The following is an 18,856-nucleotide window of genomic DNA, read 5'->3' on the forward strand; positions in this document are numbered from 1 at the left end:
ATATCCTGAGGGTGCCCAAATAAATTCGGCATGACCTTTTTATAGCCTAAACCAACTAGTTTTTACCCTTCCAATCATTTTCACTTTTTCAATCAGTAAAACTATTTTATATTAAATTTGAGACGCAGTAACCAGGTGTCTTGTACCTTGTTATTAAAAGAGCCTGATTATGAGAAAGTCATTGTTACTTACCATTTGCTGTTTCTCTATGATCTACCACATATCTGCACAAGTACCAGCTCTTGAACGTGTTGAACCAATGTTTTGGTGGACAGGGATGAGTAACCCTAATCTGCAGCTGATCGTACATGGTAAAGACATTGCTTACAGAAGCGTTGAGCTGCATTATCACGGTGTGAGCCTGGTTAAAGTACATAAGGTAGATAACCCCAATTATTTGTTTATCGACCTTCATATTTCTCCTGTTGCACATCCGGGAACTTTCCCGATAAATTTTACCAGGGCAAAAGCAAAGACTTTAACTTATCAATATGAACTGAAAAAACGCGATAATTCACACGGTCGTGCGCAAGGTGTAACAAATAAAGATCTGATCTATCTGATCATGCCCGACCGTTTCTCCAACGGTGATCCGAGTACTGATTCTTTTCCCAATATGCGCGAAAAAGGTATCCACCGCGATTCAATGTTCAGCCGCCATGGGGGAGATATACAAGGAATAATCAATCATCTCGATTATTTGAAAGACTTGGGTATTACAGCCATCTGGCTTACACCTGTGGTTGAGAATGATGAACCTAAAGCGTCGTATCATGGGTATGCTGTTACCGATCATTATAAGATCGATCCACGATATGGTACTAATGAATTATATAAGGAATTTGTAGAAAAATGCCATAAAATGGGCTTGAAGGTGATTATGGATTTAGTACACAATCACGCTGGAACGGAAGGCTATACCATCCGCGACATGCCTATGCGTGATTGGGTGCACCGCTGGCCCGAGTTTACCAAATCAAATTTCCGGGATCAGGCCGTGATGGATCCGCATGCTTCTGAAGCAGACCGTAAGCAAATGCTGGATGGCTGGTTTGATCGCCGTATGGCAGATATGAACGAGAGTAACCCGTTTGTGCAACGATTCCTGACTCAGAACCACATTTGGTGGGTGGAGTATTCAGGCGTAGATGGTTTCAGGCTGGACACCTATCCTTATAACGACCCTCAGTTTATGGCAGATTGGGCGAAGGAAGTAAGAAAGCAGTTTCCGAATCTGTCTATTTTTGGTGAGACGCTGGTATGGTCAGTACCGAACCAGGCATTTTTTACGGAAGGTAATACGGTAAACCGTGGACTGGATACTCACTTGCCGGGAGTAACAGATGGTGTATTGAAAGAAGCGATTTACGAAGCCCTAAATGGTAATGAAGGCTGGACGGATGGAGTAAACCGCTTGTATGCCGTACTGGCGCAGGATTTTTTATATAAAGACCCAACCAGGAATACCATCTTCCTTGACAATCATGATATGAGTCGTTTTTTCTCAGTAGTAGGTGAAGATATGACAAAATACAAATCGGGTATGGCTATGCTCATGACGCTTCGTGGTGTGCCGCAGATGTATTATGGTGACGAGATACTGATGAAAAATTTCTCCAATCCGGATGGGCTGGTACGTGAGGATTTCCCCGGTGGATGGGCGGATGATAAAGTGAATAAATTTACAGCCGAGGGCCGGAATGAAACCGAAAATGATGCTTTTAACTATGTGCGTACACTAGCCAATTACCGCAAAAATACCACCGCTTTACAAACCGGAAAATTAATGCAGTATGTACCCGAAGAGGGCGTTTATTTGTATTTCAGGTACGATGAGGTAAAAACGGTGATGGTAGTGTATAACAGTCACGATAAGGAGCAAACCATTTCAACTGCACGTTATGTTGAGCGCATAGACGGAGCGTTAAAGGCCAGGAACGTGATCACCGACCAGGTGATGGAGATATCCAAATTAACCATTCCCGCCAAAGCTGCATTGGTGCTGGAATTAATACCCAATAACACACACTAATTAAATTAACTATATCTGCAGTTTTCTGCGGATAATCTAAACAAAATGGCTATTATAAAAGCATGTATTTTTGACCTTGACGGCGTGATCGTCGATACGGCGGTTTACCATTACAAGGCTTGGAAACGACTCGCAAATGAACTCGGTTTTGACCTAACCGAAGAGCAAAATGAAAATCTGAAAGGCGTAAGCCGTATGCGCTCCCTCGACCTGATCCTGCAATGGGGAGGCGTTACTAAAACTGAAGCTGAAAAAGAAGAATTAGCCACCCGGAAAAATACCTGGTATGTCGAGATGATCAACAAAATGACACCGGATGAAATATTGCCCGGTGCAAAAGAATTTCTGCAAGCCTGCATCGATGCGGGATTGAAAACCGCTTTAGGCTCAGCCAGTAAAAACTCAGGGACTATACTTGAAAAAGTAGGTATCGCGCATTTTTTTAATGCCGTGATCGATGGCAATAAAGTAAACAAACCTAAACCAGACCCTGAAGTATTTTTAAAAGGGGCAGAGGAATTAGGCATTCCGCCAGAAAATTGCGTGGTATTTGAGGATGCAATAGCTGGTGTAGAAGCAGCACATAATGGTGGTATGAAAGCCGTAGGGATAGGATCGCCAGAGGTACTCACCGAAGCTGATCTGGTGGTGAGTGGGTTGGATAAAATGACGGTGGAGAAATTAACAACATTATAAAAACTAATAAAAGCTATGTCACGAACCTGCAGAAGTGGCCATGTTGGGGTGCAGGTGAGAAAACTTATACGCCCAGGCATTTTCGCTTTGCATGATGTATAAGATTTCTCCTCGCGCCACGCACCTTCCATCAGGCTCGTCGAAATGACATTGTTTAATAAGAAGCACGATAATATTTGACAACACACAAATGAAAAACTATATCAAAATTGATGAGTGGAAGATCATAGAAGAGGGATTTGATCCGAAATATAATTTAATATCCGAAAGCCTTTTTAGCCTGGGTAACGGGCGTATGGGGCAGCGGGCAAATTTTGAAGAAGCCTATAGTGGTGAAACACTGCAGGGCAATTACGTTGCCGGCGTATATTATCCCGATAAAACCCGCGTGGGCTGGTGGAAGAATGGCTACCCGGAGCATTTTGCAAAGGTATTGAATGCTGCTAACTGGATCGGTATTGACATAGTGATTGACGGGGAGCAGTTGGACCTGGCCAAATGTGAAGTGACCGATTTCAGACGAGAGCTGAATATGAAGGAAGGTTACCTGAAACGTATCTTCCACGCTAAAACTGCTAAAGGCAAAGAGGTGGATGTAGAGGCTATCCGCTTTTGCAGCATGGTTGATGATGAGACCGGGGTTATCCGTTATACAATTACTCCTTTAAATTTCAGTGGTCCGTTAACAATTACATCATTTATTGACGGTGACATTAAAAATAAAGATTCCAATTACGATGAAAAGTTCTGGGACGAGGTAACCAAAGGCAACTGGAGCGATGGGGGTTATGTACAGTTGCGGACTAAAAAAACTGGCTTTGAAGTGGCCACAGGGCAGAAGTTTACGGTTTCTCAGCAAGGGTCAACCCAAAGTATAGAGAAAGAGAAATATGTAGCGACCGAGATCAAATTAGATGCAGTTCAGGGACAGGCAATCACTCTAACCAAATATGCCGCTAATCTTTCCTCTCAGAATTATCCGGCAGATACTTTAGTAGCAGAACTTGAAAAGACGCTAAAAACTATAAATGCAAAAGGCTTTGAAAAAATGCTGACCGAGCAAGCGGAAGCCTGGGATAAAAAATGGCAGCATAACGATATCATTATTGAAGGCGATGCATCAGCGCAGCAGGGGATACGTTTTAATATATTCCAGCTAAATCAAACTTATACCGGTGAGGATGACCGTTTAAATATTGGTCCTAAAGGATTTACCGGAGAAAAATACGGTGGTTCAACTTATTGGGATACTGAGGCCTATTGCGTTCCATTCTACCTGGCAACTGCTGAGCAAAAAGTAACACGTAATTTGCTTTTATACAGATACAAACAGTTGGATAAAGCCATTGAGAATGCCAAATTGTTAGGCTTTAAGGACGGTGCGGCGCTTTACCCGATGGTAACGATGGATGGTACCGAATCTCATAACGAGTGGGAGATCACCTTTGAGGAAATTCACCGTAATGGCGCCATCGCTCATGCTATATTCAATTATGTACGCTATACCGGTGATGAGCAATATTTGGTGGATTATGGTCTGGAAGTACTGATCGCGATAGCAAGATTCTGGGCACAGCGGGTGAATTGGTCGGAAGAAAGGAGGCAATACGTAATGCTGGGGGTTACTGGTCCGAATGAGTACGAGAACAATGTCAACAATAATTGGTACACCAGCACCATTGCCGCGTGGTGTATAAAATATGCTTTGGAAGTTACTGAAAAAGTGGAGTCTGTCGATAAGGCTAAGTTTGACGCTTTGGTTGCCAAGATCAACTTCGACAAACAAAAAGAGAACGCAAAATTCAGGGATATTATCGAAAAAATGTATTACCCGTATGACGAGCAACGGCAAATATTTTTACAGCAGGACGGTTATCTCGACAAAGAACAAATATTGGTAAAAGACCTGCCAGCAAGTGATCGTCCATTGAACCAAAAATGGAGCTGGGACAGAATACTGCGTTCTTGCTTCATCAAACAAGCCGATGTGTTGCAGGGATTATACTTTTTTGAAGAAAACTACGATACCGATACCATCCGCCGTAATTATGATTTTTATGAACCGCGTACGGTGCATGAGTCGTCACTGTCGCCTTGTGTACATGCAGTGATTGCTGCCAAGTTAGGTGATGAAGCTCGAGCTTATGAGTTTTACCTGCGTACTTCACGTTTAGACCTGGATGACTATAACAACGATACCGAAGATGGGTGTCATATCACTTCAATGGCAGGTACCTGGATATCGGTAGTAGAAGGTTTTGGCGGTATGCGGGTGCGTGATGGAAAATTGTCATTTGATCCATTTTTACCTGAGAAGTGGCAATCGTTCTCGTTTAAAGTAGGTTTTAGAGGAACTTCTATAAAAGTAACGGTCAAAAAAGACAAGGTAGCGGTAGAACATCTTTCAGGCCCTGAAATGACGATACTGATTGAAGGACGTGAACTTGAACTTAAGACCGGTACAACTACCACCCGTCACACAATAACAGTAACACTTGAAGTTCCTAAGCCAAATAGCTCGAAATAATCCTATGGATCAATCTCCAGACAATAAACTCACCATATATCAACTGCTTCCACGCCTGTTCGGTAACACCAATCAAACCAACAAATTCTATGGCTCTATAGAAGAAAATGGCGTTGGTAAGTTTAATGATATCAGTGATAAAGCCCTGCAGGAAATAAAAAAGATGGGCTTTACCCACGTTTGGTATACGGGAGTGATAGAACATGCCACTATGACGGATTATTCGCAATTCGGTATCAAGCCTGATGATCCGGATGTGGTGAAAGGCCGTGCAGGTTCTCCATATGCGGTGAAGGATTATTATGATGTTGATCCTGACCTGGCGGTTGATGTACCGAACAGGATGAAGGAATATGAGGCGTTGATCAAAAGGTCACGTGAGAATGGATTAAAAGTGATCATGGATTTTGTGCCTAATCACGTGGCGCGTACTTATGCCTCGGATGCGAAACCTGCTAGCGTTCGTGATTTTGGAGAAGATGATGATAAAAGCAAATCGTTCGATCCAAAGAATGATTTCTATTATACACCGGGGCAGGCGTTTGTTGTTCCGCAGGGATATGTTGCCGGGGGGGACGAATTTAAAAGTCCATTAAAGGATAGCCATTTTGGTGAAGACCCGGCCAAAGCAACCGGCAATGATGTGTTCAGTGCATGGCCGTCTATCAATGATTGGTTCGAGACAGTTAAGCTGAATTATGGTGTTGATTACCAAAATGACTACCAAAAACATTTCGATCCAATTCCGCCGCTGTGGAATAAAATGCTTGATATCCTGAAGTTTTGGGCCGCAAAAGGTATCGATGGTTTCCGCTGCGATATGGTGGAAATGGTGCCGTTTGAGTTTTGGGGGTGGATCATCCCTAAAGTAAAAGCCGATTATCCTGAATTAATCTTCATTGGCGAGGCTTATGACCGGGGCAAATATCACGACTATATCTATAACGGTAAATTCGATTATTTATATGACAAGGTTGGGCTCTATGATTCCATCAAACGCTTAACTCGTAACGAATACGGTGCGTCAACCTGGGATATCAACTCGATTTGGAATAACGAATGCAAAAATATCGATGTGCACATGCTTCGTTTTATGGAGAACCATGATGAACAGCGCATTGCGTCACCTGATTTTGCAGCAAATCCGTGGCTGGCTGTGCCGGGAATGATTATTACTGCTACACTGCACCGTGGACCGGTGATGATCTATTTTGGTCAGGAAGTAGGAGAGCCCGCGTTAGGTGCCGAAGGCTTTAGCAGTAACGACGGTCGAACCAGCATATTCGATTACTGGGGTGTGCCTGAACATCAGAAATGGTTGAACAATGGCAACTGGGATGGTGGGCAATTGTCCGACGACCAAAAGCTATTGAGAAACTTTTACAGCAAGCTGCTGAATGTTGTTCGTGATAACGAAGCACTGCACACCGGTGAGTTCTGGGAGTTAATGGTGGCCAATGAACACCAACCGGGCTTTGACCAGAGATTATACATCTTCCTTCGATATACGGATAAACAACGTATATTAGTGATAACCAATTTTAACCGTGACGAACGCAGGATACAAATACAGCTTCCTGCCGACCTGCTCTCCAAGCTGCAAATAAGCGGAAAAGCTGAGTTTGCAGACCTGATGAGTAGCGCAAAGTTCGCAACAGATAATATTGCCAACGGCGTAAATATAAGCCTGCCTGCTATGAGCGGGATGTTATTGCAATTTTGATTGAGACGTTCATTAGTTCAATAGTTCATTAGTAAAAATAACGAATTGCTAAGCACCAATGAACTAATGAACCAGTGAACGAATAAACCAAACAACATAAACCAAAATCCAATTATGACGACAGTAAGTATGACCCATAAACCGAGGCTAAGCTTTTGGCAGATATGGAACATGAGCTTTGGTTTTTTGGGCATCCAGTTTGGCTGGGCATTGCAAATGGCCAATATGAGTGCCATTTACGAATACCTTGGAGCCAAACCCGATAAAATCCCGTTTTTATTCCTTGCAGCACCTTTGACGGGACTTATTGTTCAGCCGATAATTGGTTATTTCAGCGATCACACCTGGCATAAAACATTGGGCCGCAGGCGTCCGTATTTTCTGGTAGGAGCTATTTTGAGTACTATTTGTCTCTTTTTAATGCCGCAATCATCTACACTGTGGATGGCAGCCGGTGTTCTTTGGATACTGGATACTTCTATCAACGTGAGCATGGAGCCGTTCCGCGCCTTCATTACCGATAAACTGCCCGATGATCAGCGTACACAAGGCTTCTCTATGCAGAGTGTGTTTATTGGTTTGGGGTCGGTAGTGGCATCAATTCTGCCATGGATGATGGCCAATTGGTTTCATGTGTCCAACAAACTGATCGATGGGGCAAATATTCCCGCAACAGTAAGATATTCGTTTTACATTGGTGCTGTGGCGTTTATCACCGCTGTTTTGTATACGATCATCACCAGTACAGAATACCCCCCCGCAGATATTAGTGAACGTCAAAAAAAGCGTGAAGAGAAAAAGGGCTTTGGTGGTGGCGCGGGTGAAATTTTTCACGCTATCCGCACTATGCCTAACAGGATGCGGAAACTTGCCATCATGCAGTTTTTTACCTGGCCGGGCCTGTTCTTGATGTGGTTTTATTATTCACCGGCAGTGGCCCGTAATGTATTTGGTGCATTGAGCGAAAAGGACGATCTATATACCAAAGGAATAGAATTTGCCGGGCTGACCCTTGGATACTATAATGTAGTAACGTTTGTATTTGCCTTCTTTTTACCCTTGATAGCCAATAAAATAGGCCGGAAATATACGCACATGGTCTGCCTGCTTTGCGGTGCTGCAGGTTTAATATCTGTAGCTTTTATTCACACACCCAATATGCTTTTTGTGTCAATGACGGGTGTGGGGATAGCGTGGGCAAGCATTCTTTCCATGCCGTATGCCATGCTTGGCGGCTGTTTGCCTGAGAATAAGGTAGGCATTTACATGGGTATTTTTAATTTCTTTATTGTACTACCGGAGATCATTGCGTCGTTATTTTTTGGCTGGATCATGGCACATTTATTAAACAATAACCGCCTGCTGGCCGTTGAAATTGGTGGCTGCATGATGATACTGGCAGCGCTGTTGGCCCTGAGGGTCAATGAGAAAGATGAATAATTTGTTATATCGACACTTAAATTCATCTTTGTGCTTTGTTTATAAACGTCGATTATTATATTGCGTATAAGTAACACAACCAACATATTTGCAGACGAGACGATATTTGAATGGAAGATAAGAATACATTAAACCCCGAAGTACTACCCACCAAACCGGTTGAAGAGGAAGAAGAATTTCACCACGTCAACAACCCGGTTACCGGACTAAAACCAATTGTTAAAAAATATTTGGGCGCACCAACCGGTGCCGTTCAAAAAGGAAATAAATTCTTTTTTACTGATGGTGACGCAAAAGTAGAAGTTACCGTAGTTACCGATGAAATTATTAGAGTAAGGTTAGCCCCTCACAGTGTTTTTTTGGATGAGTTCTCCTACGCCGTACCAAAACTGGAAAACAAGGTATCGCTTTTTGGATTACGCGAAGAAGAGACTGAATACGTGGTATACACTAATATTGTAAACTGCCACGTCCGCAAAAAAGACTTTTTCATATCATTTTCAGATAACCAGAACCATGTAACCAGTGCAGATGCAGTACAAATGCACTGGGAGGAAAATATCAAATTTGGTGGTTACTATGTATATTGTACAAAAGAGTGCCAGGCCGAAGAAAGCTTCTTTGGATTAGGTGATAAAGCTACAGAGTTTAACTTGAGAGGTAAGCGGTTAAAAAACTGGAATACAGATGCTTATTCGTTTGCATGGAATCAGGATCCTTTATATCGCTCTATACCTTTTTATATCAGCTTGAACAAAGGAATTGCTCACGGTATTTTCTTCGACAATACATTTAAAGCGGAGTTCGACTTCGGCGCTGAGGATCCAACCAAAACAAGTTTCTGGGCCGAAGGTGGGGAATTACAATATTATTATATCCACGGTCCGCATATGATGGATGTGGTAAAACGTTATAATACAATTACCGGCACGCATCCTATGCCACCGATGTGGGCTTTGGGTTATCACCAATGCCGCTGGAGCTATTATCCGGAATCAAAAGTGCGGATGGTGACCAAAACCTTCCGTGAACAAAAAATACCTTGCGACGGTATCTATCTCGATATTGATTACATGGACGGCTACCGTTGTTTTACCTGGAACCGCAAATACTTCCCTGATCCTAAGAAAATGATCAAGGAACTATCAGAGCAGGGCTTTAAAACAGTGGTTATAATCGATCCGGGTATCCGTGTTGATGATAACTATTGGGTATTCAAAGAAGGAAAGGAAAAACGATATTTCTGTCGTCGCTGCGACGATTACTTTATGGAAGGTCACGTATGGCCGGGCCGCTGCCAGTTCCCTGATTTTACCAATCCTGAAGTGAGAGAGTGGTGGGGTGGATTGTTTGATGAGCTGGTACAATTGGGCGTAGCCGGTGTTTGGAACGATATGAACGAGCCTGCCGTATTTGGTAATGGCACTTTCCCGGATGATGTGCGCCATCAGTATGATGGATACCGCGGATCGCACCGTAAGGCACACAATGTTTATGGTATGCAGATGGTTCGTGCAACCTACGAAGGCTTGCGCAAGCTGTTGAAGAATAAACGTCCGTTTACCATAACCCGTGCTGGTTATTCAGGGGTACAGCGTTTCTCGTCTGTATGGACAGGGGATAACGTGGCGTCATGGGAGCATTTAAAACTAGGTAATATCCAGATACAGCGACTTTCTGTATCGGGAATCTCATTCTGCGGTACAGACATAGGCGGTTTCAGCGGCGAGCCTGATGGTGAGTTGTTTACTCGATGGATACAAATGGGAACTTTCTCGCCATTTATGCGCGCACACTCTGCGGGTGATACGAAGGAGCGTGAGCCATGGAGCTTTGGCGAGCCATATACTGCCATCAATCGTAAGTTTATTGAGCTGCGTTATCGCTTGCTGCCATACTTTTATTCGGCGTTTTGGGAGCATCACCGTTATGGCTTCCCGATCATCAGGCCGGTGGTATTGCAGGAACAGCATGAGCCCGGTAACCAATACCGCCAGGATGAGTTTACGTATGGTGATAAGATATTAATATGTCCTGTTTTAGAACCAGGACAAAAAACGCGCAAAGTATACCTGCCAAAAGGTAAATGGTATGATTTCTGGACGCACGAATTAGTTGAAGGCGGAAAAGAGATTGTGGTACTTACACCATTAGATACTATCCCTGTTTTTGTAAAAGCGGGTTCGATTATCCCTGAATATCCTGTGATGCAATACGTTGGCGAAAAGGAAATAGACGAAGTGAAAATGAATGTTTATTTCACCGATACCGAAGTAAACTCATTCATTTTTGAAGACTACGGTGAAACCTTTGCTTACGAGCAGGATATCTATCTTGAAAAGAAATTTGTGGTGAAAGGCAGAGATAATAAGATGACCATACAGCAAAGTATGGAAGGCCTGTATACACCACGCTACGAGAATTATCATCTGAACATTATTGGCTTACCGTTTAAACCTACACGTGTGATCGCAGACAACAATGATGTGAAGGATTTTGTGATCGCAGCGGATAAATCCATCCAACTGAAGTTGAGGAAAAACTTTACGCAGCTGGTAATCAGCTAATAAGCGTAAAATATTACCCGGAGTGCCCATTAAATGCCCATTTATTTGCACTTCGGGTAATTATATGATAAATTTATACCAAGACCAATTTTTTAACCAGACCTAACTTCCCGCTAATGACGAAACAAGGCTTGCAAAGAGTTATTGTTGAACATGTAACGCCTGAAATTGACGCGGGCCGCTATTACATCAAAAAAGTTAAGGGTGATATGCTAACGGTAGAAGCAGATATTTTTACCGATGGGCACGATCATGTGCGGGGAAGGATATTATACAAACACGAGGGTGAAGAGAAATGGTCCAACACGGCTATGCACCCAACCTGGAACGACCGCTGGCAAGGGGTGTTTTATTTACCGCAAACAGGGTTTTATCATTATAAAGTTACAGGTTGGGTCGATCATGCGCAGACCTGGCACGAAGGCTTTCTAAAAAAATACCAGGATGCCCAGCATATGGGTGTTGAGCTATTGATCGGCGCTAACTTTTTGGAAGCTATGCTGCCGCAAGCCAGTACAGCCGATCAGAAACAGATCACGAAAATGATCGAAATGCTGCGCGATGAATCACAATACGATTTAGCGGTAAATGCAATATTAGGAAAAGATATCCATTTCTTCATCAATCTATACCCTGATCTGACCAACGCCACAGTTTATGAGCGCGACCTGCGGGTTTTTGTTGACCGTGAAAAAGCTGGCTTTAGCAGTTGGTATTGTTTCTTCCCACGCTCAGCATCTCCTGTAAAAGGTAAACACGGCACTTTTAAAGATTGTGAGTTATTGCTGCCAAGGATTGCCGAAATGGGTTTTGATGTGCTGTATTTTCCGCCCATACATCCGATAGGGAAAACTTTTAGGAAAGGGAAAAACAATACAGTGAATGCCTTGCCGAGCGATGATGGCGTGCCTTATGCTATCGGATCAAAAGAAGGCGGGCATAAGGATATATTGAAGAAACTCGGCACTTTAGAAGACTTTAAACATCTCATAAAAGAAGCCGCTTCACATGGTTTGGAAGTGGCAATGGATTTTGCCATACAATGCTCGCCAGATCACCCTTATGTTAAGGAGCATCCGGCCTGGTTTAAATGGCGTCCTGACGGTACGGTGCAATACGCTGAAAATCCACCCAAAAAATACCAGGATATATTGCCGATCAATTTTGAAAATGACGACTGGCAAAATCTTTGGAACGAACTGAAAAGCATACTGGAATATTGGTGCGAGCAGGACATCCGCATTTTCAGGGTGGATAATCCGCATACGAAATCTTTCAATTTCTGGGAATGGTGTATTGCCGAGGTTCAAAAGAAATATCCGGATACCATTTTCCTTGCGGAAGCCTTTACCAAGCCAAAGGTGATGAAACACCTGGCGAAGTTAGGCTACACCCAGTCGTACACCTATTTTGTGTGGCGTACGCAAAAGCACGAGATCATCGATTATATGAATGAACTTACGCAGTCGGAAATGAAGGATTATTACCGCCCGAATTTCTGGCCCAATACTCATGATATCAATCCATACTATTTGCAGGATGGGAATGAAAATGCCTTTATCATCCGCTACTTTATGGCGGCAACGCTGTCATCCAACTATGGCATATTCGGGCCGGTGTATGAACTGTTATACCACGACCCATATCCCGGCAAGGAAGAATACCTGAATTCAGAGAAATACGAAGTCCGTCATTGGGATTGGGGTAAGCGAAACAGGCTGACAGAAGTCATTACCAAAGTAAATGCCGCCCGTAAAGTGAATCCTGCTCTACAAAACACCAATAATATCCGTTGGTGTTCGATCGATAACGATCACATGCTGGCTTATTACAAGAAGACAGGCGATAATTGTATCCTGTGTATAGTAAAGCTCGATCCACACAACAAACAATTTGGGCATGTGCAGGTGCCTCTATACGATCTCGGCTTAAATCCCGGCGACGAATTCCATGTGTTTGATGCGCTGACCGGCAACACTTACACATGGAACCAGGAGTGGAACTATGTGCAGCTGGAGCCCTGGGATTTACCTGTTCATTTATTCAGGATAGAAGTGTAAATTTATAGACATGGGCCAAATAGATGTGATAGAGAAAACCACCTCGGTAACGCTGAAAAAGCCCTGGACACAATTTGCCTTAGATAAAAAAGCCATTTCCTGGCTGGAAGAAAATGTGCTTTACGAATACATGCGCAAATGCCGCTGGTTCGCCGGTAAGGCCCGCATGATCAAATTCCTCAAAATCCAACAAATGCTGAACATGCCCATGGAGGGCGGAACAGCATATCTGGTCATTATTCACGTCGGTTATACCTATGGCGACGAAGAAAAATATGGCATGCCAATTTCTTTTGTGGCGGATGACTATGAATTATTAAACCAGATCAACCCCAAAGCATTTATAGTAAAAGCGACTGTTGATGAAAAATCAGGCTGGCTGATCGATGCAGTTTATGATTTTCGTTTTCAGTCTGAATTGTACAGAAGCATCTGGAATAATGCTGTTGTGAAGCAGGATAACGGTCACCTGGCTTATCATAAAGGAAAAGGCCTTGCAGCTACTGACGAGGATATGTGCTATCTCTGCATCATTCCCGATCTGGAGCAAAGTAATTCCTCGCTCATATTCGGCAATAAATATTTCTTCAAATTCTACAGGAAACTTTTCCGGGAGATCAACCCTGAAGTAGAGATGCTTCAGTTTTTGACCGAAACCGGCGGCTTTAAAAATATCCCAGCTTTTTGCGGCAGTGTCATCTACGAGCGACCTGACACACCGCCTGTTACGCTTGGACTAATGATGCAAAAGGTCGCCAGCAAATCTGACAGCTGGGTTGCTACGGGAGATGATCTGAATAACTTTCTGTACATGTTTGTAGATAAGATATTTGGTATACAGGACCAGGTGTTTGAAAAGGTTGAATTGCTCGGTAAACGCACAGCCGAAATGCATTTGGCTTTGTTGGCAGACAAAAAGAATAAAGACTTTAAGCCGGAGAAATATGACGATACCTACGTAACATGGCTGCAGGAACATCTGAATAAGTTGGTGCATAAACGCATCAACCTACTGAAAGAAAACTACGCCAGACTGGATAAGAATTCAAAAGCCCTTGCCGATGAATTTATCAAAAGTGAAAAGGTCATCCGGCATTTCTTTGATAAGATAGCTGGTGGCGATCTTAAATCGCAGCGCATCCGCATTCATGGCGATTACCACCTGGGCCAGGTGCTTTATACCGGAACAGATTACCTGATCATCGATTTTGAAGGAGAGCCGGAAAGTTCAATTACCGACCGCAAAATAAAACATTCGCCGTTAAAGGATGTTGCGGGTATGATACGTTCGTTCCATTATGCAGTGTGCGCCAAATTGTATTTTAGCAGTGAAACCAAGGCTGTCGATCCACAGCGTTTGCAAAAATCGACAGACCGCTGGTATAAGCTGATCACCGACGCTTATGTCGATGCTTATTTGCATACAATGGGCGATATATCTGCTATATTTGGTAACCGCAACGAAATGAATTTTTTGTTGCAGCTGCATTTGTTGGAGAAGGCGGTTTACGAGTTGGGTTATGAGTTGAACGGAAGGCCGGATTGGGTGAGGATACCGCTTAAAGGTATTCAGCAAGTATTATTAGAAATAGAAAAGTTTAACAGTTAAAGCCTGCAGGCACAAACATATGGCTAAAAAGACAAATGATACCGGCAAAGAAGCTCCTGCTAAGAAGGCACCAGCTAAAAAAGCCACAACCGCTGCTAAGAAACCGGTTGCCGCTGAAACAAAAACAGTAAAAAAAGCAGCTGAAAAACCCGCTGCAAAAACTAAAGCTGCCCCGGCCGCAAAAACGGAAACAAAAAGATCTACAACTAAACAATCTATGCCTGCACAATCACTGCCTAATGCTGTACAGTCGTACAGCCGTTTTACAGAATTTGATGTCAGCCTGTTCCGATCGGGCAAGCATTATAAATTATATGAGAAGTTTGGTTCTCACGTAATAGAAGTAAATGGCGTTATTGGCACCTATTTTTCAGTATGGGCGCCCAATGCGCAATATGTATCGGTCATTGGTAATTTCAATTACTGGGACAAAGGTTCGCACCAATTGTTTGTGCGCTGGGATTCATCAGGTATATGGGAAGGTTTTATTCCGAATGTTGGCGATGGTGAGACCTATAAATATTTCATAAAAGCTTCGTCCGGCGAAGAACTGGAAAAATCAGATCCTTTTGCTTTACGCTGGGAAGAACCGCCGCGTACCGCATCTATAGTAGCCGATACCTACTATGAATGGAAAGATAAGAAGTGGATGAAGGACCGCCACGTTCATAATGCGCTGGATCAACCTTATTCGGTTTATGAAGTGCATTTTGGTTCGTGGGCACGCAGCTATGAAAGTCCGGATGCATTTTATTCATACGAGCAAATGATTGATAAAATGGTGCCTTATGTAAAGGATATGGGCTTTACGCACGTAGAGTTTATGCCTTTGGCAGAGCACCCGTATTATCCAAGCTGGGGTTACCAGGTGAGCGGATATTTTGCTGCTTCAAGCCGTTATGGTACGCCGAAACAATTGATGAAGCTCATCGAAGCTTTCCATATGGAAGGTATTGGGGTGATACTGGATTGGGTACCATCACATTTTCCTGGTGATATTCACGCTTTGTACCGTTTTGACGGTACGCATTTATATGAACATGCCGATCCGCGCAAAGGGTTTCATCCGGATTGGAAGTCTTACATTTTTAACTATGGGCGTAATGAAGTACGCGCATTTCTGATTAGTAATGCGCTATTCTGGCTCGACCGCTACCATGCCGACGGCTTGCGTGTAGACGCCGTGGCTTCTATGCTTTATTTGGATTACTCACGCAACCATGGCGAATGGGAACCAAACCAATATGGCGGCAATGAAAACCTGGAGGCCATATCTTTCCTGAAAGAATTTAACGAGGCATGCTACAGCCACTTCCCGGATACCCAGACAATTGCGGAGGAGTCGACTTCGTTTACAGGGGTTAGTCGCCCGGTATATGCAGGCGGCTTGGGCTTCGGTATGAAATGGATGATGGGCTGGATGCACGATACGATCAAATATTTCTCAACCGATCCGCTGTACCGCAGGTATCATCATAACCAGATCACCTTTAGTTTGATCTACGCTTTTACGGAAAATTTTATGCTGCCTTTCTCGCATGATGAAGTGGTTTACGGCAAAGGCTCAATGCTGCGTAAAATGCCTGGCGATGAATGGCAGCAGTTTGCCAATCTGCGTTTAGTTTACAGTTACATGTTCACCCATCCGGGCAGCAAGTTGTTATTTATGGGGGCAGAATTTGGCCAGGGATCCGAGTGGAATTTTAGCCAGTCGCTGGAGTGGTATGTACTGGAATATCCGAACCACCGTGGTATACAGGAAACGGTAAAAGCCTTAAACCATCTTTACAGAACCGAACCTGCGCTGTACGAAAAGAGCTTTGAAGGCAGCGGTTTTGAGTGGATCGACGGCGGTAATGCCAACGACTCAGTACTGATCTACACCCGTAAAGGGCTTGATCCTAAAAATGATTTGGTAATCGTGCTGAATATGACCCCGGCACCGCATCATGGTTTCCGCGTAGGTGTTCCTGAGGCTGGCAGTTGGAAGGAAATATTTAACTCTGATGATAAGAAATACTGGGGCAGCGGTATGCTGAATGGCAAAGCAGTTAAGGCCGAAAAACAGCATTGGCATGGGAGGGAGCATTCGATACAGATCGATCTGCCGCCACTGGGAGCAACGGTGTTGAAACGGTCGAAGTAGAAGTGTTGTCTGTGAGGACACAGACAACGGGGAAGAGTAACACTGAAAAATATTGCGTGGGTGTCATGCTGAGGCACTCGAAGCATGTGGGCAAAGGCCTTTACGCCCTGCATATGCGCTAATGCATAGTTCATGATGCCCGACGCACATGCTTCGAATGCTTCAGCATGACACTCTTTTTAAACTCTACTATGAGCTATAAATTCTTCTATTTATTCCTCGCCGGCGGGATATTGGGTTTGCTGATCCTGATTTATCAGGTCGTTACCCAATATCCAAAGGTTGAAACTATCGATGCTGTATTTAACGGGATATTGGTAGTGGTTTTCTTCTATATGGCCTACAAGGTGCGCCGTGAAAAGGAAGATAAGGATTTGATGTAATCAATTGGTTTAATTAGATTTACTCTAATCTCTTATTAGCCTTTATCATGAAAAAATTTCTCTTCCTCTCAATTTTAGCACTTACTTATTTTTCATCCTGCAAACAGCAGGGCGGGACAACCGTTGCCGAATATTTTGCACCCATCGACTCTGGTGTGCAAGTAGCGGGCATCAAAATGGTAAATATTCAAACGCCTGTCGGCAAGTTCAAAGTGTGGACAAAGCGTTTTGGTAATAATCCGCGAATAAAGGTGTTGTTGCTGCATGGCGGCCCGGCTATGACGCACGAGTATATGGAGTGCTTTGAAAGCTTCTTCCCAAAAGAAGGTTTTGAGATGATAGAATACGACCAACTGGGCTCATTCTATAGCGATCAGCCCAAAGACAGCAGTTTATGGACGACACCGCGTTTTGTTGAAGAAGTGGAGCAGGTACGCAAAGCATTGGACTTGGATAGCAGCAACTTCTACCTGCTGGGTAATTCATGGGGTGGTATTTTGGGAATGGAATACGCCTTAAAATATCAGAAAAATCTAAAAGGGTTAATCGTTTGCAACATGATGGCCAGTATCCCGGCTTACGAGAAATACAACGCCGTGCTGAGAAGCCAGATGCGTAAATCATTGGTTGATTCTTTGCAGAATTACGAGGCTAAAGGGATGTATAAAGACACTACTTATCAAAGATTGGTGTGGAACGAATATTATTGCAAACACCTGTGTCGATTACCTGAATGGCCCGACCCTGCAATGCGTGCAATCAACCATGTGAATGAACAGATTTACGTGATGATGCAGGGCCCAAGCGAGTTTAAAGTAGGCGGCAGGTTGTTGCATTGGGACATCAGTAACCGCTTAAAAGAAATCACAGTGCCAACTTTAATGGTAGGCGCCAAATACGATACCATGGATCCCAAATACATGGAATGGATGAGTACGCAGGTAAAGAATGGCAAAAGCCTGTATTGCCCCAACGGCAGCCACCTGGCAATGTGGGATGACCAGAAGGTGTTTATGGATGGGGTGATTAAGTTTATTAAGGATGTGGACGCGGAGAAATGAGGGTTATAAATATCAAGCATGCTAACAAAACACCAACAAATTTATAACTGGTTAGAAGTTGCAATACAGCAGCCCGCTAATCGACTTCAGGAATTGTTTTATTTTGATAAAAGAGAAAAGGAGTTTTTTTCAATACTGATAACCGACTATTTTCTTTTCGACGAGAATTTCAATGTTGAAGAGGATGTAACTTCCAGTTATTCACCGCTCAATCTAGAAAAGCTTGGGGAGAAAATGAGACGAATTGAAAGTGAAAGTCCTGAGTTAATTGCCGTACCAAGATTGGGCATTTTTCAATCAGACCAAGAAATGGAATATCTTTTGTCTCGTATTGATAGCTTTTTAAATTTAAATGCGATTGATATCGAAGATACTTCGATCTGGATTCCGGCGGAAGACGGAACAATCACAATGGATTTAACTGATAAAAAGGTTGATACAAAAAAGCGAGCGTGGTGGAAGTTTTGGTAACCGCCCCCATACTGGTTTCAGTCTGTGACTGAAACTTGCAGATAGAAAGCAGTTTGTAACTGCCTAATAAAGCATGGTGTAAAGTTGCAAACTTTTTTCCCATTGTCTGTGTCTTCACAGACAATTTTTCTCCTTCCTAAC

The 18,856-nt window shown here is 43.4% G+C and carries 12 protein-coding genes; all 12 read left to right on the top strand.

Going from position 1 to position 18,856, the window contains the following annotated elements; translation table 11 throughout:
- Window positions 1-169: 169 nt before the first annotated feature.
- The 12 genes from VIM89_RS01185 (at window position 170) to VIM89_RS01240 (ending at window position 18,715) form a co-directional block, all read left to right on the top strand.
- Entirely contained in the window at window positions 170-2,032 is a 1,863-nt protein-coding gene (locus VIM89_RS01185) for a glycoside hydrolase family 13 protein (protein ID WP_488154289.1), read from the top strand.
- A 45-nt stretch (window positions 2,033-2,077) separates the two neighbouring features.
- Window positions 2,078-2,728: a beta-phosphoglucomutase gene (pgmB, locus tag VIM89_RS01190; RefSeq protein ID WP_488154290.1), complete on the top strand. Its 651-nt coding sequence runs from the start codon at window positions 2,078-2,080 to the stop codon at window positions 2,726-2,728.
- Between the two features lie 190 nt (window positions 2,729-2,918).
- Window positions 2,919-5,255 (top strand): glycoside hydrolase family 65 protein, encoded by a 2,337-nt coding sequence (locus tag VIM89_RS01195; protein WP_488154291.1) that lies wholly within the window; start codon window positions 2,919-2,921, stop codon window positions 5,253-5,255.
- 4 nt (window positions 5,256-5,259) lie between these two features.
- The gene (locus VIM89_RS01200) at window positions 5,260-6,978 is read left to right on the top strand and encodes an alpha-amylase family protein (RefSeq protein WP_488154292.1); all 1,719 of its coding nucleotides are present in this window, start codon (window positions 5,260-5,262) and stop codon (window positions 6,976-6,978) included.
- 114 nt (window positions 6,979-7,092) lie between these two features.
- The gene (locus VIM89_RS01205; RefSeq protein WP_488154293.1) at window positions 7,093-8,418 is read left to right on the top strand and encodes an MFS transporter; all 1,326 of its coding nucleotides are present in this window, start codon (window positions 7,093-7,095) and stop codon (window positions 8,416-8,418) included.
- A 110-nt stretch (window positions 8,419-8,528) separates the two neighbouring features.
- Window positions 8,529-10,985, top strand: coding sequence for a glycoside hydrolase family 31 protein (locus VIM89_RS01210; RefSeq protein ID WP_488154294.1), 2,457 nt, complete (start codon window positions 8,529-8,531; stop codon window positions 10,983-10,985).
- A 116-nt stretch (window positions 10,986-11,101) separates the two neighbouring features.
- Window positions 11,102-13,045, top strand: a complete 1,944-nt coding sequence (locus VIM89_RS01215; RefSeq protein ID WP_488154295.1) for an alpha-1,4-glucan--maltose-1-phosphate maltosyltransferase — start codon at window positions 11,102-11,104, stop codon at window positions 13,043-13,045.
- A gap of 10 nt (window positions 13,046-13,055) precedes the next feature.
- Entirely contained in the window at window positions 13,056-14,654 is a 1,599-nt protein-coding gene (locus tag VIM89_RS01220) for a putative maltokinase (RefSeq protein WP_488154296.1), read from the top strand.
- Window positions 14,655-14,673: 19 nt separating this feature from the next.
- Window positions 14,674-16,800 (top strand): 1,4-alpha-glucan branching protein GlgB, encoded by a 2,127-nt coding sequence (gene glgB / locus VIM89_RS01225; protein ID WP_488154297.1) that lies wholly within the window; start codon window positions 14,674-14,676, stop codon window positions 16,798-16,800.
- Between the two features lie 191 nt (window positions 16,801-16,991).
- Window positions 16,992-17,183 carry a hypothetical protein gene (locus VIM89_RS01230; RefSeq protein WP_488154298.1) on the top strand — a complete coding sequence of 64 codons (192 nt, stop codon included), beginning with the start codon at window positions 16,992-16,994 and terminating at the stop codon, window positions 17,181-17,183.
- A gap of 47 nt (window positions 17,184-17,230) precedes the next feature.
- Window positions 17,231-18,244, top strand: a complete 1,014-nt coding sequence (locus VIM89_RS01235) for a proline iminopeptidase-family hydrolase (protein ID WP_488154299.1) — start codon at window positions 17,231-17,233, stop codon at window positions 18,242-18,244.
- Window positions 18,245-18,262: 18 nt separating this feature from the next.
- Window positions 18,263-18,715, top strand: coding sequence for a hypothetical protein (locus tag VIM89_RS01240; RefSeq protein ID WP_488154300.1), 453 nt, complete (start codon window positions 18,263-18,265; stop codon window positions 18,713-18,715).
- The last annotated feature ends 141 nt before the right edge of the window (window positions 18,716-18,856 follow it).

The sequence above is a fragment of the Mucilaginibacter sp. genome (assembly GCF_036568825.1).
Taxonomy (GTDB): domain Bacteria; phylum Bacteroidota; class Bacteroidia; order Sphingobacteriales; family Sphingobacteriaceae; genus Mucilaginibacter.